The organism is Methylobacterium sp. C1 (assembly GCF_001854385.1).
Classification (GTDB): Bacteria; Pseudomonadota; Alphaproteobacteria; order Rhizobiales; family Beijerinckiaceae; genus Methylobacterium; species Methylobacterium radiotolerans.
The window spans coordinates 1,100,028-1,125,116 of the sequence record NZ_CP017640.1 but is presented as its reverse complement, the minus strand read 5'-3'; the positions used below and the strand labels follow the sequence as shown (position 1 = coordinate 1,125,116).

General features: G+C 73.2%; 22 protein-coding genes and 1 riboswitch. Of the genes, 11 read left to right on the top strand and 11 right to left on the bottom strand.

What is annotated here, in order from left to right; translation table 11 throughout:
- Nucleotide 1 precedes the first annotated feature (1 nt).
- Together BKE41_RS05295 and BKE41_RS05290 are read left to right on the top strand one after the other, a co-directional pair.
- On the top strand, nt 2–685 hold the full coding sequence (locus tag BKE41_RS05295; protein WP_012317880.1) for a DUF1214 domain-containing protein: 684 nt from the start codon (nt 2–4) through the stop codon (nt 683–685).
- Nucleotides 673–1,317: a hypothetical protein gene (locus tag BKE41_RS05290; RefSeq protein WP_024830918.1), complete on the top strand. Its 645-nt coding sequence runs from the start codon at nt 673–675 to the stop codon at nt 1,315–1,317. The genes BKE41_RS05295 and BKE41_RS05290 overlap by 13 nt, the downstream gene beginning before the upstream one ends.
- 402 nt (nt 1,318–1,719) lie before the next feature.
- Here the strand turns inward: BKE41_RS05290 and BKE41_RS05285 are convergent, their stop codons facing one another.
- Nucleotides 1,720–2,550, bottom strand: coding sequence for a hypothetical protein (locus tag BKE41_RS05285; protein WP_024830919.1), 831 nt, complete (start codon nt 2,548–2,550; stop codon nt 1,720–1,722).
- Between the two features lie 53 nt (nt 2,551–2,603).
- Nucleotides 2,604–2,816 carry a hypothetical protein gene (locus BKE41_RS05280; RefSeq protein ID WP_012317877.1) on the bottom strand — a complete coding sequence of 71 codons (213 nt, stop codon included), beginning with the start codon at nt 2,814–2,816 and terminating at the stop codon, nt 2,604–2,606.
- A 438-nt stretch (nt 2,817–3,254) separates the two neighbouring features.
- Here BKE41_RS05280 and BKE41_RS05275 point away from each other — a divergent pair, with 438 nt between their 5' ends.
- Both BKE41_RS05275 and gshB read left to right on the top strand, forming a co-directional pair.
- Nucleotides 3,255–3,548 (top strand): hypothetical protein, encoded by a 294-nt coding sequence (locus BKE41_RS05275; RefSeq protein WP_012317876.1) that lies wholly within the window; start codon nt 3,255–3,257, stop codon nt 3,546–3,548.
- 46 nt (nt 3,549–3,594) lie between these two features.
- Nucleotides 3,595–4,551 carry a glutathione synthase gene (gene gshB / locus BKE41_RS05270; protein WP_070998660.1) on the top strand — a complete coding sequence of 319 codons (957 nt, stop codon included), beginning with the start codon at nt 3,595–3,597 and terminating at the stop codon, nt 4,549–4,551.
- Between the two features lie 12 nt (nt 4,552–4,563).
- On the opposite strand, the gene BKE41_RS05265 is transcribed toward gshB, so the two are convergent.
- Complete coding sequence (locus tag BKE41_RS05265; RefSeq protein WP_024830921.1) at nt 4,564–6,099, bottom strand: sodium:proton antiporter; 1,536 nt, start codon at nt 6,097–6,099, stop codon at nt 4,564–4,566.
- A gap of 57 nt (nt 6,100–6,156) precedes the next feature.
- Nucleotides 6,157–7,602: a carbohydrate porin gene (locus tag BKE41_RS05260; RefSeq protein ID WP_012317873.1), complete on the bottom strand. Its 1,446-nt coding sequence runs from the start codon at nt 7,600–7,602 to the stop codon at nt 6,157–6,159.
- Between the two features lie 121 nt (nt 7,603–7,723).
- Between BKE41_RS05260 and BKE41_RS05255 the strand changes: the two genes are divergently transcribed.
- Nucleotides 7,724–9,322: a gamma-glutamyltransferase family protein gene (locus BKE41_RS05255; RefSeq protein WP_029360173.1), complete on the top strand. Its 1,599-nt coding sequence runs from the start codon at nt 7,724–7,726 to the stop codon at nt 9,320–9,322.
- A 38-nt stretch (nt 9,323–9,360) separates the two neighbouring features.
- Here BKE41_RS05255 and BKE41_RS05250 read toward each other — a convergent pair whose 3' ends face one another.
- The 3 genes from BKE41_RS05250 to BKE41_RS05240 all read right to left on the bottom strand — a co-directional run bounded on the left by BKE41_RS05250 (nt 9,361) and on the right by BKE41_RS05240 (nt 11,980).
- The gene (locus BKE41_RS05250; protein ID WP_029360174.1) at nt 9,361–10,218 is read right to left on the bottom strand and encodes a class I SAM-dependent methyltransferase; all 858 of its coding nucleotides are present in this window, start codon (nt 10,216–10,218) and stop codon (nt 9,361–9,363) included.
- Between the two features lie 11 nt (nt 10,219–10,229).
- Entirely contained in the window at nt 10,230–10,739 is a 510-nt protein-coding gene (locus tag BKE41_RS05245; RefSeq protein WP_012317870.1) for an OsmC family protein, read from the bottom strand.
- Nucleotides 10,740–10,855: 116 nt separating this feature from the next.
- Nucleotides 10,856–11,980 (bottom strand): 8-amino-7-oxononanoate synthase, encoded by a 1,125-nt coding sequence (locus BKE41_RS05240; RefSeq protein WP_012317869.1) that lies wholly within the window; start codon nt 11,978–11,980, stop codon nt 10,856–10,858.
- 91 nt (nt 11,981–12,071) lie between these two features.
- Here BKE41_RS05240 and BKE41_RS05235 point away from each other — a divergent pair, with 91 nt between their 5' ends.
- The 3 genes from BKE41_RS05235 to BKE41_RS05225 all read left to right on the top strand — a co-directional run bounded on the left by BKE41_RS05235 (nt 12,072) and on the right by BKE41_RS05225 (nt 14,572).
- Nucleotides 12,072–13,337, top strand: coding sequence for an adenosylmethionine--8-amino-7-oxononanoate transaminase (locus tag BKE41_RS05235; protein WP_070998659.1), 1,266 nt, complete (start codon nt 12,072–12,074; stop codon nt 13,335–13,337).
- Nucleotides 13,338–13,471: 134 nt separating this feature from the next.
- Nucleotides 13,472–13,861 (top strand): response regulator, encoded by a 390-nt coding sequence (locus tag BKE41_RS05230; protein WP_012317867.1) that lies wholly within the window; start codon nt 13,472–13,474, stop codon nt 13,859–13,861.
- A gap of 135 nt (nt 13,862–13,996) precedes the next feature.
- A complete protein-coding gene (locus BKE41_RS05225; protein ID WP_071000636.1) occupies nt 13,997–14,572 on the top strand; it encodes a MarR family transcriptional regulator in 576 nt (191 codons plus the stop codon).
- Nucleotides 14,573–14,581: 9 nt separating this feature from the next.
- Here BKE41_RS05225 and BKE41_RS05220 read toward each other — a convergent pair whose 3' ends face one another.
- Nucleotides 14,582–15,802, bottom strand: a complete 1,221-nt coding sequence (locus BKE41_RS05220; RefSeq protein ID WP_070998657.1) for a GTP-binding protein — start codon at nt 15,800–15,802, stop codon at nt 14,582–14,584.
- A 185-nt stretch (nt 15,803–15,987) separates the two neighbouring features.
- On the opposite strand from BKE41_RS05220, the gene BKE41_RS05215 reads away from it, so the two are divergent.
- Nucleotides 15,988–18,132, top strand: coding sequence for a TonB-dependent receptor (locus tag BKE41_RS05215; RefSeq protein WP_070998655.1), 2,145 nt, complete (start codon nt 15,988–15,990; stop codon nt 18,130–18,132).
- Between the two features lie 24 nt (nt 18,133–18,156).
- On the opposite strand, the gene BKE41_RS05210 is transcribed toward BKE41_RS05215, so the two are convergent.
- Both BKE41_RS05210 and BKE41_RS05205 read right to left on the bottom strand, forming a co-directional pair.
- On the bottom strand, nt 18,157–19,626 hold the full coding sequence (locus BKE41_RS05210) for a peptidase (RefSeq protein ID WP_029360177.1): 1,470 nt from the start codon (nt 19,624–19,626) through the stop codon (nt 18,157–18,159).
- On the bottom strand, nt 19,620–21,803 hold the full coding sequence (locus BKE41_RS05205; RefSeq protein WP_070998653.1) for a TonB-dependent siderophore receptor: 2,184 nt from the start codon (nt 21,801–21,803) through the stop codon (nt 19,620–19,622). The genes BKE41_RS05210 and BKE41_RS05205 overlap by 7 nt, the downstream gene beginning before the upstream one ends.
- Before the next feature lie 284 nt (nt 21,804–22,087).
- Nucleotides 22,088–22,281: riboswitch (cobalamin riboswitch) on the bottom strand.
- Between the two features lie 104 nt (nt 22,282–22,385).
- On the opposite strand from BKE41_RS05205, the gene BKE41_RS05200 reads away from it, so the two are divergent.
- Together BKE41_RS05200 and BKE41_RS05195 are read left to right on the top strand one after the other, a co-directional pair.
- Nucleotides 22,386–22,853, top strand: coding sequence for an NUDIX domain-containing protein (locus BKE41_RS05200; RefSeq protein WP_070998651.1), 468 nt, complete (start codon nt 22,386–22,388; stop codon nt 22,851–22,853).
- Nucleotides 22,854–23,416: 563 nt separating this feature from the next.
- Nucleotides 23,417–24,406, top strand: coding sequence for an RluA family pseudouridine synthase (locus tag BKE41_RS05195; protein WP_245295902.1), 990 nt, complete (start codon nt 23,417–23,419; stop codon nt 24,404–24,406).
- On the opposite strand, the gene BKE41_RS05190 is transcribed toward BKE41_RS05195, so the two are convergent.
- Nucleotides 24,373–25,086 (bottom strand): alpha/beta fold hydrolase, encoded by a 714-nt coding sequence (locus BKE41_RS05190; protein WP_053620726.1) that lies wholly within the window; start codon nt 25,084–25,086, stop codon nt 24,373–24,375. The two genes, BKE41_RS05195 and BKE41_RS05190, sit on opposite strands and share 34 nt — an antisense overlap.
- Nucleotides 25,087–25,089 lie beyond the last annotated feature (3 nt).

The following is a 25,089-nucleotide window of genomic DNA, read 5'->3' as shown; positions in this document are numbered from 1 at the left end:
CATGAAGCTCACGATCCCCGACGCGTTCGGCCGGACCGCCGCGCTCGCCGGCGCCCCCCGCGGCGGCGCCGCCCGCCTCGTCCTGCGCCTCTGGCGCAAGAGCTCGATCGCCGGCCTCGCCGCCTACGCCCTGGCGCTGGGCGCCGTGCTGGGACTTGCCAGCGCCGACTGGGCCACGAGCGGCGGCTACCCGTTCGGCGGCGTGCAGGTCGGCGCCTGGACCGCGTGGCCGCGGGCCGGCGCCGCGAATGCCGATCCCTACACGCGCGCCGTCAACGCGCGCCGCGGCGAGATCCCCCTGGCGGTCGGTGAGGGCCTGCTCCTGACGGCGGCGGTCGACGATTCCGGGCAGGCGCTCGACGCCACCTGCACGTACCAGATCGGCGGCGCGACGCCGCCGGCCCGCGCCTGGACCGTCACGGTGGCCGGGCGCGGCCCGCGCGAGCCCGGCCGCGCGCCCCTGCGCGAGGGCTTCACCTCCACGGAGGTGCTGCGCGCCGCCGACGGGCGGTTCACCATCACGCTCGCGCCGGATGTCCAGCCGGGCAACTGGCTGCCGAGCCCGCGGGCGAGCGGGCCGGTCCGCCTCGCCCTGCGCCTGTACGACACGCCGGTCGCCGCCAGCGTCGGGTCCCTCGACCGGAGCTCCGTGCCGGCCATCACCCGTCTGGGATGCGCCCCGTGAGCCTGCGCTTCGTCTACGCCACGCTGATCGGCCTCGTGCTCGCCGGGATCGTCCACATCGCGGCGGTCCTGGCGATCCCCGCCCTGTCGGAGACCGACGCTGTCTCGCGGGCCCGCACCAGCGAGAACCTGGACCATCCGCAATCGATCTACGCGGTCGCGACCGGCGACGACCCCTCCCCGCCCGAGGCGTGGCTGCCGATCCCGGATCCGGCGGTCGCCGTGGGCGTGTGCGCCTACAACCTCGCGGACGGGCCCATGCGCGTCTCGGCCCGCACCGGGCCGCTGTCCCTCTCGCTCGCCGCGCATGCCCGCCGCGGGGCCTTCTACGCGGTGACCGATCAGGCCGCGGTCCGCGGCGCCCTCGACCTCGTGATCCTGACCCGCGCGCAGTACGACGAGGCGCTGGCCGACGACGACGAGAACGATCCGAGCCGCGACGTGCGCATCGTCGCGCCCGACACGCGCGGCTTCGTGGTGGTGCGGGTGATCGCCGGTCTCCCGAGCCAGCGTCCCGCCGCCAACGCCGCCGTCCAGGCCGTCTCCTGCACCACCGACACGCCGACGGACGACGCGCCGGCCGGCAAGGATGCGTCCGGCAAGGATGCGTCGGGAAGGGGATCGGGACGCTGAGGGCGGACCTTGCACGGGTTCGCCGCGTCGCTCGGCCGATGTTGAGCCTCCGCGGCCCCGCGCTCTCCCGGCCGGCGGAGCCCGCCGCGCCGTCGCGATGACCGGATCCGCCGCGACCGCGCCCTCCCCGGTCGCCGGGCTCGCGCCGTCCGCCCTCGATCTGCTGGGCAACGCGCTGCTCGTCGCCCTCGACCGTGTCCATGCCGGTTCCGGCCGCGCATCCTCGCGAAGGCCGAATTCATGCGGCCCGGCGGCCGCGCCGCTGTCGTCCGGGCGTCTCCCCCCGCGAACCGACCGCCGTGACCGTCCACTGCGACACCGGGCTGAAGGGCTCGGGCCGGCGAAGTCCGGCTTCGGGGCATCCGCGAAGCGCGAGCGTCGTCCTGGGGCGGCCTCGGCCGCTCAGTATTTGACCACCAGCGGCTCCGCCTGCGCGACCGGCGGCGGGGGCGGCAGCGGAACCGGCCCGAGGCCGCACCGGGCGGCCGCGTCCGGCGGGAGGAGCGGGTCGAGCAGGTTGCGGCGCGCGGCCAGCATCATGATGGATCGCTCGGCCGAGACCGATTCCGACGCCGGTGCCGCGGCGAACAGGTGCTCCAGGGCGAACCGGTACCGGGCGAGCCGCAGGCCGGCCTCGAAGCGCACCCAGGCGATCAGGCAGCGGTTCTCGGCGACCCGCTGGACGGCATCCCGGACGGCCGCGTCGTCGAGGGTCTTGGCGAAGGGCAGGCTGCGCAGCCGCGCGGCATCCGCGTCGATGACGCGGGCGGCGAGCGCCACGAAGATCGGGATCAGCCGGGCATCGGCGGTCGCGTCGTCGCTGAGCTTCCGATAGCGGGAGACCGGGGAGCGGGACGGCTCCGCCGTCAGGGCCTCGTAATAGGCGCCGACCTCCTCGTAGCGCCACGTCGGCGGGAGCGTGTGGGCGCTGGCGAGGCCGAACACCGTGTCCTGGAAGGCCGCGAAGCTGCTGGCAGGCTCGACGAACCGCCACGCGCGGTCGCGCAGGGCCTGCTCGTCGTCGGTCAGGCCGGATTCGAGCAGGAGGCGCCCGCGATCCCGGGTGCTGAAGCTGCCCGTCGTGTCGATGAGCCCGTTCCAGACGCCCGTGCGCGGCCGGCCGAAATCGCCGCTCTGGGTGCAGGCCGCGAGCAGGGCCAGCGCGGCGCCGGCGGGGGCGAGGCGCAGCGCGGTGCGCGCGTGGCCGAGCGGCCGGCGATCCGGGGCAGGCATGGGAGAACCGTCGGTGGTGTCGCGCGGCCGGGACGACATGCGCGGGTCTGTCCTCAGGACGCCAGGCGCTCGTAGCGCACGCCGAGGAACAGGAGGATCTCGCCGCGCCGCTCGTCGGAGCGCGGGATCCGGCAGGTCCGCCGCGCCTCCGCGCCGGGGAACGGGATCAGGGTGGCGGACGCCGCCGGGGCAGCTCTGCGCGCGGACTCGGCGGCGAGCGTCGACGGACGGGTTTCGCCGGTCTCCTGCGGCTTGAAAAGGGTCATGGTCTCCGGCTCCTGTCGGCGGTCCGAGCATCTGGCCCGGGCCCTTCGGAGGGCGTCGGCAAGGGCTACCGAAACAATCCAGCACGACGTGGTTAACGGAGTCTTGCCGCGGCAGGACCGCGAATTTCGGCGCCTCCGGAAGTTGGCGCGTGAATTGCGTGGCTGTCTCCGCCCATGGCGGGCGTTTCCTCCCTTCGACTTGAGGCCCTGTCCGATCCCGGACGGGGCCTTCTTATGTCCGGCCGGTCCCGCCGGGCGGCGACGCTGTGCGACCCGCGCGCCACACCGCGGCGAAGCGTGGCCGCGACGTTCCCGCGCGGAACCCGTCGGGACCCTCGGCGCTTGCCTACCGCCCGGCCCGACCGATATGCCGGACTCGGGCGATGGCGGGACTGCCGCGTCGGTTCTCCGCCCGATCGAGATTGAGGACACCGCTGAATGCGACTGGTTCCGGAACGATCCCTGCGCGCCTCCCGCCGCCGCGGGCTGGCTAGTGCGGCGCTGGCGCTGTTCGCGCTGACCGCCGGCCCCGCCTATGCCCAACGGGAGGACCAGGGCCTGCAGCTCGGCTGTGCCAACGACTATTTCCGCCTCTGCGCGGGCGTCGATCCGAACAGCCAGGACGCGGACCGCTGCATGATGCGCAACCGCAAGCGCCTGTCCCCCGAGTGCCGGTCCGCGATCGGCGACTACGACAAGCGCACGGGCAGCAAGTCTCTGTCCGACGATTGAGACGGGACCCGGTCGAGTTGCCCGCCGTTGGCGAGAGGCGTTTCGTATGAGCCTGACCGTCGCGGTTCAGATGGACCCGATCCAGAATATCCGGATCGCGGGTGACACCACCTTCGCCCTGCTGCTGGAGGCCCAGCGGCGGGGGCACGCGCTCGTCTACTACACGCCGGACCGGCTCTCGATGCAGGGCCGGCGCGTGACGGCCCGCGTCGAGCGGCTGAAAGTGCAGGACGTCGAGGGCGCGCATTTCACCCTGGCGCCGCCGGAGCAGCTCGACCTCGCCGAGGCGGACGTGGTGCTGATGCGCCAGGACCCGCCCTTCGACATGGCCTACATCACGGCCACCCACATGCTCGAGCGGATCCATCCGGAGACGCTCGTGGTCAACGACCCTTTCGAGGTGCGCAACGCGCCCGAGAAGCTGTTCGTCCTCGACTTCCCCGAGTTGATGCCGCCGACCCTGATCAGCCGCGACAAGGCGGAGATCGAGGCCTTCCGGCTGGAGCACGGGACCGTGGCGATGAAGCCGCTGCACGGGCACGGCGGCGCGGCCGTGTTCAAGGTCACCGAGAAGGATCCGAATTTCGGCTCGATGTTCGACCTGTTCGCCACGACCTTCCGGGAGGCCTGGGTCGTGCAGCGCTACCTCGACCGGGTCACGGAGGGCGACAAGCGCATCATCCTGGTCGACGGCGTCGCGATGGGGGCGGTCAACCGCGTCCCGGCCGCGAACGACATCCGCTCCAACATGGTCCGCGGCGGCGCCGCCTCCGCCTCCGAGCTCACCGACCGCGAGCGCGAGATCTGCGCCACGATCGGCCCGGAGCTCGCGCGGCGAGGCCTGATCCTGGTGGGCATCGACGTGATCGACGGGCACCTCACCGAGATCAACGTCACCTCCCCCACCGGCATCCGGGCGATCCAGCGGCTCGGGGGGCCTGACCTGTCGGTCGCCGTCTGGGACGCGATCGAGGCCCGGATCGCGGCGCGCAAGGGCGTCTGACGGGGCGCGCCCTCACGTCTCCGCGCGCGGGGTCGCGCTGAGTTCGGCCCAGTCGAATTCCTCCTCCAGCAGGTAGTAGGCGTCGTCGCCGATCCGACCCTGGCGGCGCAGCGCGAGCACCGCGTCGCGAGCGGCCTCGACGGCGCGCCGCCGCGCGGCATCCGCCGGCAGGCTCTCCGGCGCCAAGCCCTCGTCGTGCGCCTCCGCCTCCGCGAGCGCCGCGCGGAACTCGGCGCGCAGGGCGTCGGTCGCCGGCTCGTTCTCGGCGTCGGCGAGGCTCTCGAGAGCGGCCTCGTAGGCGGCCGCGCGGGCCCAGCCCGTCTCGCGGCCCACCGGGTCGTCGTCCTCAAGCCGCAGATGGGCGAGCAGCGGCCGCAGGGTCAGGCCCTGGACGATCAGCGTGCCGAGCACCGTGACGAAGGCCGTGACCACCACGAGGTCCCGGTGCGGGAACTCGGCGGGCAGCGCCAGGGCGGCCGCCACGGTGACGATCCCGCGCATGCCCGCCCACGACAGGGCGATCCCCGGGCCCAGCCGCGCCGCGGCTCCGGCCTGCCGGAGGCCGAAGCCGCGGATCCCGGTGGTCGGCAGCACCCAGGCGAGGCGAGTCAGCACCACGGTGGCGAAGGTCGCGCCCGCGAGGATCAGGGCCTGCCACGCGTCCGCGCCGCTCAGCCGCTCCCGGATCGGGTCGATCTGGATGCCGATGAGCACGAAGGCCAGGACGTTGAGCACGAACACCGCCGTGTCCCAGACCGCGTAGGAGATCACCCGGGCGCGGGGCGCGGTGATGCCGGGTGCCCGGCGGGCGACCGTCACCGCGAAGGTCACGATGGTCAGGACCCCCGACAGCTCCAGCCGCTCGGCGGCGAGCCAGATTCCGAAGGCGGCGACGAACTGCAGCACGATCGCGCTCGCCGGATCGGTCACGCGCCGCGTCAAGGCCACGAACAGCAGGCCGAGGCAGGGGCCGACCACGAGGCTCGCGACGACGCCCAGGAGGAACGCCGGCGCCACCTCCGCCGGGTGGAACGTGCCGGCCATCGCGGCCGTCACGCCGAGCCGGTAGATCAGCAGCGAGGCCGCGTCGTTGAGGAGGCTCTCGCCGCGCAGGATCGTGGCGAGCCGGTGCGGCATCGGCGCGTGCTTGAGCACCGCCAGAGCCGCCACGGCGTCGGGCGGCGCGACCACGGCGCCGAGCACGATGCAGGCGGACAGCGGCATGTCCGGCACGACGAGCCGCGCCACGACCGCGACCGCGGCGGTCGTCACGGCGACGGCTCCGACCGCGAGCCCGAAGACCGGGCGCCAGTTCTCCTTCAGGTCCCGCACGGAGGCGTCGAAGCCGGCGTCGAGCAGGACCGGGGCCAGGAACAGGGCGAGCGCCAGTTCGGGATCGAGGCGCAGGTTCGGGACGCCGGGGACGAAGGCGAGGCCGACGCCGCCCAGCGCCAGGAAGGCGGGATACGGCGCGCCGAGCCGGCGCGCGACGCCGGCCAGGAGGACGGCGCCGAACAGGACGCCGACGACCCACTCGAAGATCAACATGCTGCTGAAAGAGGCGGAGGCCCGGGACCGTTCCGGGTGCCGCGGTCGCAGGCCCGCTCAGTACTGCACGGTCGCGCGCAGGCCGAGCACCGCCGCGTTGCGCAGCCGGCGGCCGTCCGGACCGGCGATGCCGGCGCCGGGCCGGATGACGTACTGCGCGTCGGGCTGCACCGTGAAGCCCGGCACCACCACCGCCTGATAGGTCGCCTCGATCACCGCCTCGGCGCGGCGGCGCGGCATCGGCAGGCCCGTGTAGAGGATCGTGTCCCGGTCGGCCCGCTGCGCCTCGTCGCCGATGCGGGCGTAGGCGAAGCTGAGGCCGATCGTGTCGTCGTCGCGCCCGTCGAACAGGCCCTTGTAGGCGAGGCCGGTATCCACGTAGGCGTCGATCAGGCTGGAGCGGGTCGGCGACCACGCGGCGCGCACGAAGAAGCCGAGACCCTCGTCGTCCTTGCCGGATTCGCGGTACAGGGTCTGGTCGTAGATCGCGTAGAGGCCGGCATTGCCGCGCACCGGACGGCCGATCCCGGTGGCGTTCGGGTCGGCGAGCGGCACGCCGGTGATGTCGAAGCGCAGGCTGTCGAACCGGCCGAAATGCTGCCAGCCGCCGAGGGTGATGTCGCCGGGCAGGCCCTTCGATCCGGGGGCGATGTTGTACGCGTAGGTTGCCTCGGCGATGACGAGGGCCGGATCGCGCAGGCGGAAATTGGTGCCCGTGCGGTCGAGACGCTGCGCTTCCGGGTCGTCTCCCGGGCGGTTGGCGCCCGCCGGATCGCCGTCGTAGAGCCCGACCTGCAGGGAGAAGCCGTTGCCCGGCACGTACTTGGCCCGGATCGCCGGCGCCGCGAGCGGGTAGGCCGGTCCCCCGCTCGGCAGGTCGAGCCCGGTGATGGCCGGCCAGCCGAAGGTGGAGTTCACGAACAGGGTCGCGGTCTGGCTGACGAAGAACTCGGTATCGGCGGCCTGCTGGCCGATCCGGATCCCGAGCTGGCCGTCCATCAGGCTCTGGTCGAGCCAGAGCACGTAGAGTCGACTCGAGGGCAGCGCCTCGATGACGCTCGTCGTCAGCAGATTGCCGACATAGTAGCGCGACAGGCCCGTGCCGTGGATGAAGTAGGCGTTGGCGTGAACCGTGGCGCCCTGCCAGCCGACGAGTCGGTCGAGGTCGAGATTGAGGCGGAGGTTGAGGCGATCCTCGACGATCGCGCCCTGGCGAAGGCCGCCGACCGGATTGCCGAGGACGTCGACGATGTAGGTGAGGCTGTACTCGATGCCCCGCGCCTTCAGGGCGGGGCGGAGGGCCAGCGGATCGCCGAGCGGTCCGAGATACGGCTCCACCGACCGGACGTAGCCGCCGGAGGCCTGGCTGGTCGTCTCCGGCTGTGAGACCGAGATGCGGGGATCGGCGCCCGCACCCTCGAAGGCCGACGGGACACGTTGCTGAGCCGTGGCAGGCACGACCGAAAGGCCGAGGGCGATCCAGGGGGTGAGCTTCGGGACCATGGGCCGCTTCTGGGCGACAGCGCGCGCGCAGCATAGCACGGCGCACCGCTTGTACACGGCCGGCCTTTGCAGGAGGCACCGGCTCGCCTAACCCTGCGGCCGGTACAGCACAGGACCGTCGATGCCCGAGACTCCCGTCTTCACGTCCGCCGCCGTCGCCGCGCCCCACAGCCTCGCCGCCCAGGCCGGCCAGACCGTCCTGGCGCAGGGCGGCAACGCCATCGAGGCGATGGTGGCGATGGCCGCCTCCATCGCGGTGGTCTACCCGCACATGAACGGCATCGGCGGCGACGGCTTCTGGCTGGTGCGCGAGCGCGGCGGTCGGGTGCGCGGCATCGAGGCCTGCGGTCCGGCCGGGCGCCTCGCCACGATCCCGCGCTACCGGGAGAAGGGCTACGACGCGATACCGGCCCGCGGCCCCGACGCGATGGTGACGGTCGCGGGCGCGGTGGGCGGCTGGCGCCTCGCCCTCGAGCTGGCGCGGGCGCTCGGCGGCCGCCTTCCCCTGGAGACCCTGCTCGCCGACGCGATCGCGCAGGCGCGCGGCGGCGTCCCGGTCTCGCCCTCCGAGGCGCGCTACGTGCCCCAGGAGCTCGATACCCTCCACGACGCCCCGAACTTCGCGGGGACGTTCCTGAAGGACGGCAAGCCCTACCCGGCCGGCGAGACCCGCGCCCTGCCGCTGCTCGCCGCCACTCTGGAGCAGCTCGCCCATGCGGGCCTCGGGGACTTCTATCGCGGCGATATCGGCCGGGAGATCGCCGCCGACCTGGAGCGCCTCGGCGCGCCGGTCACCCGGGCGGATCTCGAGGCCTTCGCGGCGGTGGAGCGGGCGCCCCTGTCGATCCGGCGCCGCGACGCGACCCTCTACAACTTCCCGCCGCCGACCCAGGGGCTCGCCGCCCTGCTGATCCTCGGGATCTTCGACCGGCTGAACGTCACGGAGCCCGAGACCACAGCTCATTACCACGGCCTGATCGAGGCGACGAAGCGGGCCTTCGCGATCCGCGACCGGGTGGTCACCGATTTCGCCCGCTTGCGGCACGACCCGGCCACCTTCCTCACGCCGGAGCGGCTCGCCCGCGAGGCCGCACTCGTCGACATGGGCCGCGCCGGTCGGGTGCCCCTGCCCGACCCGGGTCACGGCGACACGGTGTGGATGGGCGCGATCGACAAGGACGGCCTCGCGGTCTCCTACATCCAGTCGGTCTACTGGGAGTACGGCTCGGGGACGGTCCTGCCCGCCACCGGCATCTGCTGGCAGAACCGGGGCATGTCGTTCTCCCTCGACCCGAAGGCCGTGAACCCCCTGGAGCCGGGGCGGCGCCCGTTCCACACGCTGATCCCCGCGCTCGCCGCCTTCGACGACGGGCGGGTGATGAGCTACGGCAGCATGGGCGGCGACGGGCAGCCGCAGTTCCAGGCCCAGATCTTCACCCGCTACGCCGATTACGGGCTGTCGGTGGCGGATGCCGTCGACGCGCCGCGCCTGCTCTACGGGCGCACCTGGGGGGCGCCCTCGCTCAGCGTGAAGGTGGAGGACCGGTTCGATCCGGCCTGCATCGCGGCCCTCGGCCGCCTCGGCCACGAGATCGAGGAGCTCGGCGGCCCCTACATCGACTCGCTCGGGCACGCGGGCATGCTGGTCCGCCATCCCCGGAACGGTCGGATCGAGGCGACCCACGACCCGCGCTCGGACGGCGGCGCCCTCGGGCTCTGAGAGGACGCGCCGCCCGCCCGGCGGCGCGGGACGCCGGCTCAGCCCGCCTGCACGAGCCAGCACGCGGCGCGCAGGCGCACGGCGCCGCCCGACGCGTGCCGCGCGAGGGCCTCCGCCACGGCCGCCTCGGCGCGCCCTCTGAGATCCGGTGCGGCCTCGCGCACGAGGTGGGAGCTCGGGCCGAGGTTCAGGGAGACGTGGGTGGCCGCCGCGGCCGCCGCCGCGTCGGTCTCGCCCTCCCCGACGACGATGTCGCGGTCGAGGGCGTCGCAGGTCACGGCGTCGAACCCGGCACCGCGCAGGAGCGCGACGAGCGGGTCGGCCTCGGCGAAGCGGAACGGCCCCGGCGTGTCGGGCTGCGGCGGTGGCGGCACTTCCGGGAGGAGCGGCAGCACCGCGTCGCGCGGCACGCCCACCCACGGGTTCTCGGACAGGGCCCGCCAGCACAGGAAGGTCATCCGGCCCCCCGGCCCGAGCATCCGGCGCACGTTGGCGAAGGCGCGGGCGGAATCCGCGAAGAACATCACGCCGAACCGCGACACGATCCGGTCGTACCGGCCGAGATCGGCCGTCTCGACATCGGCCTCGACGAAGCGGATCGGGGCGGCCCCGGGCGGCTCCGCCCCGGCGCGGTCCCGCCCCACGGCGAGGAGCGGCGCCGAGATGTCGGCGCCGGTCACGCCGCCGCCGGGTCCGACCCGGCGCGCGGCCTCCAGGGTCGTGGCCCCCGCGCCGCAGCCGATGTCGAGCACCGTCTCTCCGGCGGCGAGCCGCGCGCGGGCGAAGAGCGCCTCCGTCAGCGGCACGAACATCGCGTCGAGGACGGCCTGATTGCGCGCCCAGCGCGTGCCGACCTCGCCGTTCCAGTACTCGGCCTGGGTGACGCCGCCCGCCATGGTGACCCCCGTCAGGCCGTCGTCGCAGCGACCGACAGTTCCGGCTTGTGGTTGAGGGTCTGGAAGACCACGCAGTAGCGCTCGGTCAGCTTCAGGAGCTGCGCGAGCTTGTCCTCCGGCGCGTCGGTGTCGAGTTCGAAGAACAGGCGGATGCTGCGGAAGCCCACCGGCGCCTCCTTGTCGACCCCGAGGGTGCCGCGGAAATCGAGGTCGCCCTCGGCGCTGACCGTGCCGGCGCGCAGCGGGATCTCGAGGGCGGTCGCCACCGCCTTGAGCGTCACGCCCGCGCAGGCGACGAGCGCTTCCAGCAGCATGTCGCCCGAGCAGAGCTCCGCGCCCGAGCCGCCCGTGGCCGGATGCAGCCCGGCCTCCGCGATGGCGCGGCCCGTCTCGACCTTGCAGGCGATCTTGGTGTCGTCCAGCGTGCCCCTGGCCTTCAAGGTGATGACCGCCGCGTCCGGCGCGGTGCGGTACTTGTCCTTGATCGGAGCCTGGAGGGCTCGCAGCGCGGTGGCGTCCATGGCGTCGTCCTCTCGATCCCGGGGCCGTCCCGCTTCTCGGCGGCGGGCCGGCCGGAGCGCTCCGGCTCCGTCAGGGCCTCGGTATAGGTGCGCGCCGCGCGGACGGGAAGCGGCTCTCAGGCGCGCCCGGTGAGGGCGGCCACCGCCTCCGCCAGGGCGTCGACCTGGGCCTCGTCGTGGGCGGCCGAGAAGGCCACCCGCAGCCGCGCGGTCCCGGCCGGCACGGTCGGCGGGCGGATCGCCACCACCAGGAAGCCGGCGGCCTCCAGCGCGGCCGAGATGTCGAGCGCCGCCTGCGCCTCGCCCACCAGGACCGGCACGACCGCGCTCTCGGCCTCCGGGAGGCCCAGACGGGCGGTGAAGCGCCGGGCCAGGGCGAGCGGCCGGGCCCGGCGCTCGGGCTCCGCCTCCAGGATCGCCAGTGCCTCCAGGGCGGCGGCGGCGGAGGCCGGGGGCAGGCCGGTGGTGTAGACGAAGCTGCGGGCGCGGCTCGTCATCAGGTCGACGACCGGGCGCGAGGCGCAGAGATAGCCGCCGTACGAGCCGAGCGCCTTCGACAGGGTGCCCATCTCCAGGGGCGCCCGCGGTCCGTCCTCGACCACGCCGATGCCGTGGGCATCGTCCACCAGCGTCCAGGCGTCGTAGGATTCGGCGATGCCCAGGATGTCGCCGAGCGGCGCCCGGTCGCCGTCCATGCTGAACACCCGCTCGGTGAGCACGAGGGCGCGGCCGTGGTGGGGCCGGTGCTCGGCGAGCCGCGCCGCGAGGTCGCCGGGATCGTTGTGGCGGAAGGTCATGACCTGGGCGCCCGAGAGCCGCGCGCCGGCCCACATGCAGGCGTGGGACAGCTCGTCCAGCAGGACGAGGTCGCCCCGCCCGGCGAGCGCCGGGGTGATGCCGAGATTGGCGAGGTAGCCGCTGCCGAAGACCAGGGCGGCCTCCGCGCCCTTGTGGCGCGCCAAGCCGTCCTCCAGCGCGCCGAGATAGGGGTGGTCGCCGGTCACGAGCCGCGACCCGCCCGCCCCCGCGCCGTGGGACGCCGCGGCCGCCTGAGCCGCCGCGATCACCCGCGGGTGGTGCGAGAGGCCGAGGTAATCGTTGCACGAGAAGGAGACGAGCGCCCGCCCCCGCCGCGCCGCCGCGGCGCCGGAGCCGCGCTCCGTCGGCACAAGCTTGCGGCGCAGGCTGCCCGCCTCGAGGGCGTCGAGTTTCCCGGTGGCGAAGGCGTCGAGGCTGTCCATGGGGACGGGGATGGGCGGTTCCGCGCCGGCAAAGTCAAGCGGCGGGTGCCGGACCCTTGACCCTCGTCCGAGGCGCCCCCATGCCGGAGGCATGACCCTCGCGACGCCCGCAGGCCATCTCTGGCGGCCCTACACCCAGATGCGACACGCGGCGGCGCCCCTGGAGGCGGTCGCGACCCACGGCACCCGCATCCGCCTCGCCGACGGTCGCGAGCTCGTGGACGGCATCGCTTCCTGGTGGACCGCCGTGCACGGCTACAATCACCCGCACATAGCGGGCGCGGTGGCCGAGCAGCTCGCGCGCATGCCCCACGTGATGTTCGGCGGCCTCACCCACGCGCCGGCGGAGGCACTGGCCCGGCGGCTCGCCGCCCTGCTGCCGGGCGATCTCGACCACGTCTTCCTCAGCGATTCGGGCTCGGTCGCCGTGGAGGTCGCGCTCAAGATGGCGGCGCAGATGTGGATCAACCGCGGGGTGAGCGGTCGGACGAAGGTCCTCGCGTTCCGCGGCGGCTACCACGGCGACACGATGGGGGCGATGTCCGTCTGCGACCCCGAGGAGGGCATGCACCGCCGGTTCGGAGCCTACCTGCCGAGCCAGATCTTCTGCGACCTGCCGCGGGGCGCGGCCGAGACCGCGGCGCTCGATGCCGCCCTGGCGGCTTATCGCGACACCCTGGCGGCGGTGATCATCGAGCCGCTGGTGCAGGGGGCCGGCGGGATGCGGACCCACCCGCCGGAGGTGCTCGCGACGATCGCCGGGCTGGCGCGCCGCCACGGCCTGCCGCTGATCGCCGACGAGATCTTCACCGGCTTCGGGCGCACCGGCACCCTGTTCGCCTGCGAGCAGGCGGGGATCGTGCCCGACATCCTGTGCCTGTCGAAGGCGCTCACGGGCGGCACGATGGCGCTGGCCGCCACGGTCGCCCGCACGGAGGTGTTCGCGGCGTTCTGGTCCGAGGATCCGGCGGCGGCGCTGATGCACGGCCCGACCTTCATGGCCAATCCCCTCGCCTGCGCCGCGGCCAACGCCAGCCTCGACCTGTTCGAGACCGAGCCGCGCCTGAGCCAGGCCCGCGCCATCGCGGAGCGCCTCGCCGCGGGGCTGGCGCCGCTGCGGCGCGTGCCCGGCGTGGCGGATGTCCGCGTCCTCGGGGCCATCGGGGCGGTGCAGTTCGCGCGGGCGCCCGACCTGGCCGTCCTGAAGGCGGAGCTGCTCGCCCGCGGCGTCTGGGTGCGGCCGTTCGGCGACATCGTCTACCTCACCCCCGCCCTCACGATCGACGCGGTGGATCTCGACCGGCTGATCGAGGCCGTCGCCGGGGTGGTGACCGAGCTGGCGCCGGGATCGACATGACGCCCGCGCGTTCCACATTCCCGTGACCGGCCCTGGCGCCGGCCTGCAACCCGGGACCGTTTCTGCCGTTGGGCCTACGGCTGGAGATGCGTGCGGCGGCCCGCGCGGCCGGGCGCTGCCGAAGGGAGTACACAGTGGCGAGCGAGCAGACGGGTTCGAGCGGCGACCGGCCGGTAATCCTCCTCGTCGAGGACGAGGCGCTGACCATCATGGACCTCGGCGACGTGCTGGAGGAAGGCGGCTACGACACCGTCCAGTGCGCCTCGGCCGAGCGGGCGCTCAGCATCCTGCAGGCGCGCCCGGACATCTGCGGGCTGGTCACGGACGTGCAGCTCTCGGGAAAGACCGATGGCTTCGACCTCGCGAGTTCCGTGGCCGAGGCGCGGCCGCAATTGCCGATCCTGATCGTGTCCGGGCGCGCGGCCCCCGACCCGGCCCGCATGCCCAAGCACGCCGAGTTCATCGCCCGGCCCTGCACCGGCGAGGACATCCTGGACCGTCTCCAGCGTCTCATGCACTGCTGAGCGGACCTCCGCGCCGGCCCCGTCATCCCACCGTCACCGGTCGTCGCCACAGGGACCTGGGCGGCCGCTTGATGGGGGTGGACGGTGCAGATTCAGGATCGTCCGGCGGCCGCCGGCACTAATTCGGGCGCTCCGGTGGGCGACAAGCAGAAGCGCGATCATCGGGACGAGGCGGCCGCCGTGCTCGGCCTCCCGTCGAAGAAGCTGAGGCCACCCGGCGTGCGCAGCGTCGGCTGGGCCCTGGTCCAGGCGGCGCGCCTGCACCGGGCGCGGACCGGCGACCGCTTGGCCAAGCTCGGCCTGTTCGCCGGTCAGGAACAGGTGGTGCAGGCGCTGGCCGCGGCCGGCACGATGACGATGGGCGATCTCGCCGCCCTGCTGCGCGTCCGACCGCCCACCGCCTCCAAGACCGTCACGCGGCTCGCCGCCCTCGGCATCGTCGAGCGCCGGGCCGAATCGGGCGACGGCCGCGTGGTCCGGGTCCAGCTCACGGAGGCCGGCATGGCCAAGGCCGAGGCCATCGAGCGGATCCAGGAGGAGGTCGAGGCCGAGCTGCTCGACCACCTCGACAAGACCGATCGCCGCCGCCTCCGGAAGCTTCTGCGGAAGGCGGCCCGCGGCCTCGCCGAGGCGGCCGGCGCCTCCGGTCAGACGGCCGAGGCGGATGCCGAGATCGAGGCCGAGGACGAGGCCGAGGCGCTGGCGACCTGACCGCCGGCCTCAGGCCGCGCGGCTCCACGCCGGGAACGGGTCCGGCAGGCCGCGATAGGGCGCGGGATCGAACGGCTCCCGGTCCGCACCGGTCTCGATCAGGCAGGCGTCCAGCGCCGCCGTGAGGGCCGCCGCGTCCATGCCGGCGCCGATGAACACCAGTTCCTGGCGCCGGTCGCCCCAGACCTCGCTCCAGACGTCCTGGAGGCGCAGCCGGAACTCGGGCGCCTCCGGCCAGCGCCGCCGCGGCACGGCCGACCACCAGAACCCCATCGCCGAGACCCGGGCCACGGCGCCCGCCAGGGAGAACTCGCCCACCCAGTCCGGCCGGGTCGCGAGCCAGAAGTGGCCCTTCGCGCGGATCAGGCCCGGCCAGGTGGCGTTGACGAAGGCGTTGAAGCGCTCCGGGTCGAAGGGCCGCCGGGCCCGGTAGACGAAGGAGGCGATGCCGTACTCCTCCGTCTCCGGCACGTGCGCGTGGGCGCCGTAGAGTTCCTTGAACCAGAGCGGGTGCTGCTGGGCCTTGTCCTCGTCGAACAGGCCGGTGTCGAGGATATCGGCGAGCGGCGCGCGCCCGTGGTCGGTCTCGAGGATGCGGGCATCGGCGTTCAGGCCGCGCACGACGGAGCGCACCAGCGCGAGATGCTCGGCCGACACGTCGCGCGCCTTGTTGATCACCACCACGTCGGCGAACTCGATCTGCTCCACCAGCAGGTCCACGAGCGTGCGCGTGTCCTCGGCGCCGGCCGTCTCGCCGCGCTCGCGCAGGAAGGCGGCCGAGCCGTAATCCTTGAGCAGGTTCACCGCGTCGACCACCGTGACCATCGTGTCGAGCCGGGCGAGATCCGCGAGGGAGCGGCCGGCCTCGTCCCGGAACGAGAAGGTCGAGGCGATCGGCAGCGGCTCGGCGATGCCGGTCCCCTCGATCAGCAGGTAGTCGAACCGCCCCGTCTCCGACAGCCGCCGGACCTCGGCGAGCAGGTCGTCGCGCAGGGTGCAGCAGATGCAGCCGTTGGTCATTTCGACCAGGGTCTCGTCGGTCCGGGACAGGTCGGCGCCTCCGGCGCGGACCAGGTCGGCATCGATGTTCACCTCGCTCATGTCGTTGACGATCACCGCGACGCGGCGGCCGTCGCGATTGTTGAGCACGTGATTGAGGAGCGTCGTCTTCCCGGCTCCGAGGAAGCCGGACAGAACGGTGACGGGAAGGCGGGTATCTCGCTGGGTCATGACGCTATCAAAACGTTATAACATTTCATAGTCAACCTGGGTTAAGGGGCCGACCTGCCGCACCAGACGAGCGGCTGTTGCAACGATGTAACGTTTCTCGACCGTGTCCGGCGCGCGCGGGATTAACGCTTGCACCCGGGCGACGCGCCGCAACAATGAAACGATATAACACTGTGTGAGTCTCGATGCCTCCCTCGCGCCGCTTCGGCTTCCTCGCCAGCACGGTCCTGTCCTCGGCTGTCTGCGCCGGCCTCCTGACACCGTCCGCCGTGCGGGCGCAGCAGGCCGTCGCCCTCGACGAGATCAGCGTCACCAGTCCGAGCCCGATCCAGCCGTCGCGCGGCGCGGTCGCGGCGGACGCGGCGGTGCCGATCGGCGTCCTGCCGGTGGCGACCAACACGTTCTCACCGGTGACGGTGGTGACCCAGGATCAGATCGCGCGCGATCAGCCCCGGACCCTGGGCGACGCCCTGTTCGACAGGCCGGGCATCTCGGGCACGACCTACGCGCCGGGGGCGGCGTCCCGGCCGATCATCCGCGGCCTCGACAATGCCCGGGTGCGGATCCAGGAGAACGGCATCGTCAACGGCGGCGTGTCCGACCTCGGCGAGGACCACGCCGTGCCGGTCAACCCGCTGGTCGCCGACCGGATCGAGGTGATCCGCGGCCCCGCGACCCTGCGCTACGGCTCGGGGGCCATCGGCGGCGTCGTCTCGGCCGACAACAACCGGGTGCCGACCTTCATCCCGGCGAACGGGGTGCAGGGCCAGGTCACCAGCGGCTTCTCCAGCGTGGATAACGGCCGGCTCGGTGCCGCCACGGTGGATGCCGGCGGCGACGGCATCGCGGTCCATGCCGACGGCTTCAAGACCGCGAACGACAGCTACGCGATCCCCGGCGGGATCCAGCGCAATTCCTACAACGAGTCGCAGGGCGGCGCGGTCGGCATCTCGGCGATCGGCGACCGCGGGTTCGTGGGCATCTCCTTCAGCCACTACGACGCGGTCTACGCGATCCCCGGCGGCGTTGCCGAGCAGGACCGGACCCGCCTGACCCCCAACCAGGACCGCGTCCTGTCGCGGGGCGAGTACCGCCCGCTCGACGGACCCTTCGAGGTGATCCGCTACTGGGCGGGCTACTCGGTCTACCGCCACAACGAGGTCGGGATCGGCGACGACGGGATCGAGGGCGTCCAGGCGATCTTCAAGAACCGCGAGGCCGAGGGCCGCTTGGAGCTCCAGCACGTCCCGGTCTTCACCGAGTTCGGCAAGCTCACGGGCGCGCTCGGCTTCCAGTCGGATCGGCGCGTGATCAACACGCAGCTCGAATCGTTCCTGCCGAAGACGGAATCCCGCGCGAACGCGGTCTACCTGTTCGAGGAGCTGGAGCTGCAGCCGGGCACGCGGCTGCAGGCGGCCGGGCGCTACGAGGTCGACCGGCTGTCGAGCACGGCGGCGCAGTTCCCCGCCGACTACGTGCCGGTCGACGGGCAGGAGCCGTTCCAGTACGCGCGGACCCGGCGCTTCGCCCCGAAGAGCGCCAGCATCGGCGCCCTGCAGGACCTGCCCTACGGCTTCGTGGCGAGCCTCACCGGCTCCTACGTCGAGCGCGGGCCCACGGGCTACGAGCTGTTCTCGCAGGGCCCGCACGACGCCACCGCGACCTTCGAGATCGGCAACCCGAACCTCAAGAAGGAGCGCGCCCGGACCATCGAGGCCAGCATCCGGCGGGCCGAGGGGCCGTTCCGCCTCGACGCCACCGGCTACTTCACCCGCTACACCGGCTTCATCTACCGCAACTACACAGGTCTGACCTGCGACGACGACTTCGCGTCCTGCGGCACCGGCACCGACAATCGGCAGATCGTCTACCAGCAGCAGAACGCGACCTTCTACGGCGCCGAGATCATCGGCCAGTACGACCTCGTGCCGGTGGGCAACGGCTTCGCCGGCGTCGAGGCGCAGTTCGACTTCGTCCGCGCCCAGTTCGACAACGGCACCAACGTGCCGCGCATCCCGCCCTACCGGCTCGGCGGCGGCGTCTACCTGCGGGCCGACGGGTGGTTCGCGCGGGTGAACCTGCTCCACGCCTTCAGCCACGACGCCACGGCCGTGTACGAGACGCCGACCCCCGGCTACGACGACCTGCGCGCCGAGCTGAGCTACACCAAGGCCGTCGATCCCGCGGTCTACGGGGCGAGCGCGATCACCCTCGGCGTCCAGGGCCGCAACCTGCTGAACGACGACATCCGCAACTCGACCTCGTTCAAGAAGGACGAGATCCTGCTGCCGGGACGGAACGTGCGCCTGTTCCTGACGGCGCGGTTCTGAGCGCCGCGTCGGTCATCGAAGGTCCTATGCCGAGAGGGTCCGGCGCAGCCTGCGCCAGCCCGCGACGAGCCCCGTCAGGGCGATGCCGGCTGCCAGGAGGTTCAGGAGCCACTGCGCCGCGTCGTGGAGCGGGCGGCTGCCGGTGAGCCCGGGCAGGTCGAGGCGGTGCGCGGCGTCGAACAGCCAGCGGTTGATCCGGCCCGAGCGGTCCAGGCGCTGGAGGATGGTCCCGTCCCGGGGATCGACGTGCAGCCAGGTGGCGTCCGGGTCGCCGAACCGCAGGCGCAGCACCGGCAGCGGGCGCGGATCGGACCCGTGCGGGTACCAGTAGAGATCGTAGGCGGTCAGGTCCGCGACCGCCCGCAAGCCGCCGGGCAGCACCGGGCCGGCGGCCCGCGCGATCGCGGCCGCGTCGAGGGCCGCGCCGTCATCCGCGCGGCGCGCCGGGACGCCGGCCGGGCCGTCGGCGACGATCCACCACGAGCCGCCGATGGCAACGAAGCGCAGCGCCCGAGTCCCGGGCCCGGCGAAGCCGCTCAGGGCCTCGGCGGCGAGGCCGAGGGCCGGAGGCTGTCCGGCGTAGGCGGCGCGGATGGCGGCGGGCGCCGCGGTCGACGAGAACCAGCGGTTCGGGTTCATCGAGATCCAGCCGCTGAGGATGAAGGTGCTGAGCCCGATCCCGCCCGCGAGGCCGAACAGGTGGTGGAAGCGGGCGAGCCCGCGATAGGGCGTGACCGCCCCGCCCGCGTAGCGCCGCCGGAGTCGCAGGCGCCAGATCCCGATCGCCAGCCCGCTCAGCGCGCCCAGGGCGGCGAAGCCCGACAGCCACAGCAGGACCGTCCGCCACAGCTCGGGCCGGGCGCGCAGCGGCGTGAGGTAGATCCAGTGCACCACGGCGCCGACCCAGTTCCACGCCCGCTCGGACCGGGTCGTGTCGAGGGCGATCGCGCCGGTGACCTGCGAGACGTAGAGCTCGGTCCCTGCCGGGTCCCCGAGGGCGACCTTCAGGAAGGGGCGGAGCGGGTCGTACCGGGCCGTGACGGTCCACTGGTCGCGCTCGACCGGCGCGACCCGAGCATCCGGAGCCCCGTCCGGGATCCCGTCGGTCGCGAGACGCAGCGCGTCTTCGGGCGTCACCGGGCCGAGCCGCGCACCGGTCCGCGCCGAGACCGTGGCCCGGGCGCCGTCGCGGTCGGCGATCCGGTAGACCGCCTCGCCGCCCCGCATCTCCAACGCGAAGGCGGCCGGCGCGCCGCCGAGCCCGCCGGCCCTCAGCGCCGCCTCGGGCGCGACCGTGACCTGATCCCAGGCGATCGGGGCGAGCCGTGACAGCCGCTCGGCCTCGGTGAGTGCCGGGAACGGCACGTAGAGCATCACCAGCCCGGATCCGATCCACAGGGCGAAGAACAGCCCCGCGACGATCCCGGCCCAGCGGTGGAACAGGAGCAGCCAGCGCCGTCCCGCCTTGCCGAACCGGCGCGGCCGGCTCACCACGTCACCGTGTAGGCGACCTCGACCGAGCGCGGGCGCCCGAGCAGCCAGTTGGTGCCGACCCCGTTCACCGCGTTGCCCGAGATCGCGTAGACCTTGTCGAACAGGTTGTAGACCCGCACGGACAGGCGCGAATCCGCCGTCACCTGATGGTCCAGGACCGCGTTGACGAGGTTGTAGGCGGGGCGCCGCGCGGTGTTGCCGAAGTCGCTGTAGACCTGCCCGACGTTCTGCAGCCCGACCCGCGCGGTCCAGTCGCGGGTGACGTCCCAGGTCAGCCAGAGGTTGGCCACGCGCTCCGGCACGTCGATCGGCTGGTTGCCGGCATACGAGACCGTGGCGCCGTTCACCGTCTGGTCGAACCGGTCGTACTGCGCGTGCAGGAGCGCGAGGTTGCCGTCGAGGCGCCAGCCCGACGCGAAGCGCCAGCCGAGCGCCAGCTCGAAACCCTGCGAGGACTGGCTCCCGACCTGCGTCGAGAGCGTCGGCTGTCCGGGGATCGCCGAGATCAGGTTGTCCTTGACGATCCGGTAGCCCGCGACGGTCCATTCGAGGGCGCCGTCGAAGGCCAGACCCTTGGCGCCGATCTCGACCTGATCGCCGGTCGCGAGCTTGAAGCCGGCCAGCGACTGCGACAGCGTGATCAGGCTGTTCACCGGGTCGGTGGCGAAGCTGTACTGGGCGTAGAGCGCGCTGTCCGGCGTCGGGTTGTAGACGAGGCCGAACCGGTAGCCGAGCGCCCGGTAGGTCCTCTCGAACCGCGATCCCGTCTGCAGGTCTTCTCGATTGAGCGTCGGCACGTCGAGGCGCACGCCGGTCAGGAACGAGAGCTTGTCCGACAGGATCAGCCGGTCCTCGGCGAAGACCGAGGCCTGGCTCGTCTGCGTGGCGTAGGCCGGACGGGCCCGGCCGTTCTGCGGGAACAGGCCCGGATCGTAGCCGGTGAGCGGCACGCTGGTGGTCTGGTCGAAGTAGAAGTTGTTGGTGTGGCGGAAATCGATGTGGTTCACGTCGAACCCGGCCACGAACTGGTTCGGCAGCCCGAACAGGCTGCCCCGGAACGTCGCGTCGAGGCGGTCTCCGACCTGCTCCTGGCTGTGGTAGATCTCCAGGTAGTCGCCCCGGTCCACGAGCCCGGTGCCGCGGTTGTAGCTGTACTGCTCGACGTCGAGCCAGTGGCGCCGGCTGGTGAGCCGGTAGGCGGTGTTGCGGATCGTGATGTCGGCCGAGGGGGACCACTCGGTCTTGAGCTGGGTCCAGTTGTCGGCCCAGGTGATCTTCGCGTCGCGGACGTTGTAGTTGTTGAACCTTATGAGATCCGGGATCCGTCCCTCGACCAGCGGGGTGCCCCAGTAGCGCGCGGGCTCTTGGTAGCCGAGATCGTGGCTCAGGGTGAAGGCGAGGTCGGCGCTCGGCCGGAACAGCAGGGCGGCGGAGACCGCGAGGTTGCGGAAATCGCCCTCCGGCCGCATCCAGCCGTCGGCGCGGTTGCCGCTGACGTTGAGGCGGTACGCGAAGGTGTCGCCGTACTCCGCCTGGCCCAGCGGGCCGCCGGAATCGAGGGCGAGCCGCGCGACCCCGTCGGTGCCGATGACCGCGCGGGCGGCGTTGATCGGCACGAAGACCGGCTTCTTGGGCACCACGTTGATGACGCCGCCGATGGCGCCGTCGCCGTAGAGCACCGAGGACGGCCCGCGCAGCACCTCGATCCGCTCGACGTTCCACGTGTCGAACGGGAAGGTCACGGTGTTGGCGCCGACGTAGAAGCGCGTGCCGTCGTAGAGCTGCTGGATCGAGTTCGGCCCGGCGAAGCCGCGGGACGTGAACGCGCCGTTGCCGTTGCCGGGCGCCGCGATGGTGGTGATGCCGGTCGCGTCCTGGGTCACGGCCTCGGCGATCGTATCCTGTCCGCGGAGCCGCGCGGTCTCGCCCGACACGATGTCGAGGCTGGCCGGCGTCTCCAGCGGCGTCAGGCCGAGGCGACTCGCGGTCCGGTCGGGCGTGCGCAGGTTGAGGCCGTTCGGCGGGAGGCGGCTCGGGTCGCCGCCCGCGCCCGCGACGGACAGCTCATCCAGGGTGACCGCCTCCTGGGCGGCGGTCGGGCCGGCGAGGAGCGCGAGGAGAACGCCGCAGAGCGGGGCCCGCCCGCCGAGGCGGGAGCGATAGGTCGAGAATGACATGGGAGAAGCGGTCCGTGCACGGCGCGCGCCGGCCCCCGCGTCGTACACGCATTGTAATAACATTACAACGCGTCGGCCGTCCGGATGGCTCAGCCTGTGCGGGCGCGCGACGGCGTCCCGGGACAGGGCTCGAGGGTCTCGAGGCGGCGGAGACGGGCATGGGAAACGGCGTCGCGGGCGCGCTTGCTGTGGCACGTCACCGCGAACGAGGCCTCGGCGACTGCCTCCCCTCGGGACTGGCGGCGCCTCGACACCCGCCAGGACACCCCGCCCGGCGCGTTTCGCGTGTGACCACGGCTGACGGCAGGTCTCCTGGCTCGCGGGTCGCCGCCCTCGCACCGTCTTCCCGGGGTGACCCAGTGACGTGGTGGTGAAGGGCTCGCCGCTCACAGTTGCGGGGGCAGCCGCGGCTTCGGGGCGAACCCCTCACCGCGTTCCCTTTTGATCCCCGAGGGGAACCGTCGAGCACAGCTTGGCCGTAGCGGGCCCGGGCGTCAACCGCGTGTCCGTTTGTTGCCGTGGATCGGCGCGCGGGGCACCGAGCCGTTGCGGCCTCGCCGACGACGGGCTAGCCGGTGCGGGATGACGGTCTGGCGGCCCCCTGCGGAGATTCGCGTGAAGGCGCCGGGCCTGCCCCGGCGCGGCAACAGCCTGCTCGTGGCGGAGGTCCGCGCGGATGACGGGCGCCTGAAAGGCGTCCGGCCCCTCGGCGGCAGCGTCGCCTTCGGCGAGCGGGTCGAGGACGCCCTGATCCGGGAGTTCCGGGAGGAACTCGGCGTCACCGTCTCGGTGCTCGGCGGCCCCCGCGTCATGGAGAACATCTTCACGCACGAGGGGCAGGTCGGGCACGAGGTGCTGTTCCTGTTCCCCGTCGCCCTGCCGCCGGGGCTGTTCGACGGGCCGGAGCGCTTCGTCTTCCACGAGGATTCCGGCACCGCCTGCGTGGCCCGGTGGTGCGATCTGGACGGGCTCGACGTCCCGGGCGGTCCGGATCTCTTCCCCGCAGGCCTGAAGGCCCGGCTCCGCGACGCGTGGGACGCGGAGCCCTGACGGACCGAGCCGGCCCACCGCCTTTGCCGCTCGGCGCGGGCGATGCTACAGCCGGGCAATCCCATCGGTCCGGACGTCCGCGACGCCGCGGCCCATGCGCTTGGACGCTCCGTCCGACGCGAAGACGGGTGCCGGCGGAAGCATGACGACACGACCTCCCAGAAGCGGCGGGCCGAAGGGGCGCAAGCCCCAGGCCGGCAAGTTCGATGCGGGCAAGTTCAGGGGCGGCAAGGCCCAGGCCGACGGCCGCGCCCGCACGGGCCCGCGCACCAGCGCCCGCGACGCCGCCGAGCGCGCGGCCCGCAACCGCGGCGAGGATGCCGGCACCCGCGATCCTTGGGGATCGCAGGCGCTGCGGTCTCCGCGCGCCCGGCCCCCGAAGCCGCGCGCGACGCCGCCGCACCGCGCGACGACGCACCGCGGGACGCCGCGCGGCCAAGCCCGGCAGCCGGCCTCCGGCCAGGCGCTCGGCGGCCCCCTCCCCCGCCCTTGCCGCCGCCCCCGCGCCCGGTCCGACCCGGCGCGAGCAGCGCGCCGCCGCCTCCGCGACCCTCGCCTCCGGCGTGCAGACCCTGACGGTCGAGCCGGACGAGGCCGGGATGCGGATCGACCGCTTCCTCACCGCCCGCTTCCCGCTCCTGCCCTTCACCCGCGTGCAGACCATCGTGCGCAAGGGCGAATTGCGGGTCGACGGCAAGCGCGCCAAGCCGAACGACCGGCTGGAGCCGGGCATGAGCGTGCGCGTGCCGCCGCTGCGCCTGGACCAGCCTACCGAGCGGCCGCGCAGCGCCGCCCGCGAGCAGGACGACGCGGCGTTCATCCGGTCGCTGATCCTCTACGAGGACGCCGACATGATGATCCTCAACAAGCCCTTCGGCCTCGCGGTCCAGGGCGGTTCGGGGACGGTCCGCCACGTGGACGGCCTGCTCGCCGCCCTCACGGGTCCGGACGGCCAGAAGCCGCGCCTCGTCCACCGGCTGGACAAGGATACGGCCGGCTGCCTGATCATCGCCAAGACCCGACTCGCCGCCGCGACGCTGGCCAAGAGCTTCCGGTCCCGGGCGGCGCGGAAGATCTACTGGGCGCTCACCGCGGGCGTTCCCCGGGTGCGGCAGGGGCGCGTCTCGACCTACCTCGCCAAGGAGGAACCCACGGACGCCGACGCGCGGATGCGGGTCGCCAAGCACGGCGACGAGGGTGCGAGCCACGCGCTGACCTACTACGCGATGGTCGATCAGGCCGCCCAGAAGCTGTCCTGGCTGTCGTTCAAGCCGGTCACCGGCCGCACGCACCAGCTGCGCGCCCACGCGGCCCATATCGGCCACCCGATCGTGGGCGACCCGAAATACTTCTCGGTGGAGAACTGGGAGCTGCCGGGCGGAATCCAGAACCGCCTCCACCTGCTCGCCCGGCGGATCGTCATCCCGCATCCGCGCACCGGCAAGCCGGTGGACGTGAGCGCGCCGCTCCCGCCCCACATGGCCCAGAGCTGGAACCTCCTGGGCTTCGACGCCGCCCGCTACGACCCGATCGTCGAAGCCCCGGAGGCCTGAGCCCGCAGCCAGGGCACGATCGCGTCCGCCAGGGCGTCGGGGGCTTCGAGCGGCAGCATGTGGCCCGACCCGTCGATCACCGTCAGGGTCGCGCCCGGGATGCCGTCCCGGAGCTCCCGCGCCTCGTCGAGGCTCCGCAGGGCGTCCTGGGCCGCCGCCACGACCAGGGTCGGGCATCCGATCGCGCCGAGGCGGTCGCGGTCGGAGTCTCGCGCCTGCCCGGCCTGGCGCAGGAAGACCTCCCCGCCGAGCCGGTCGCCCATCTGCCGGATCCGTGTCAGGAGCGCGCCGTCGCCGGCCCGGTCCGGGTGCACCGACTGGAGGATCGCCGCGCGGCTGAGGCCACGGTAGCCCTGCTGGCGGATATGGGCGACGGCGGCGGCCTTCCGGCGCGCCTGGGCGAGCGTGTCGGCGCGCGACGAGGTGGCGACGAGGACGAGCGCCTCCACCCGGTCCGGCACGAGCCGGGCGACCGCCCGGGCGACGTAGCCGCCCATGGAGAAGCCGACGAGCCCGAAGCGCGCGGGCGCCTCCGCGGCGACGCGGCGCGCCATGTCGGCGATGGCGGCGTCCCGCGCGAGGTCGCCGTGCGCGATCGGGCCGACCTCGGCGAGACGCGCGACGATGTCCGACCAGAGGTCGGTATCGGTCATGAAGCCGGGCAGCAGGACGAGGTTCATCAC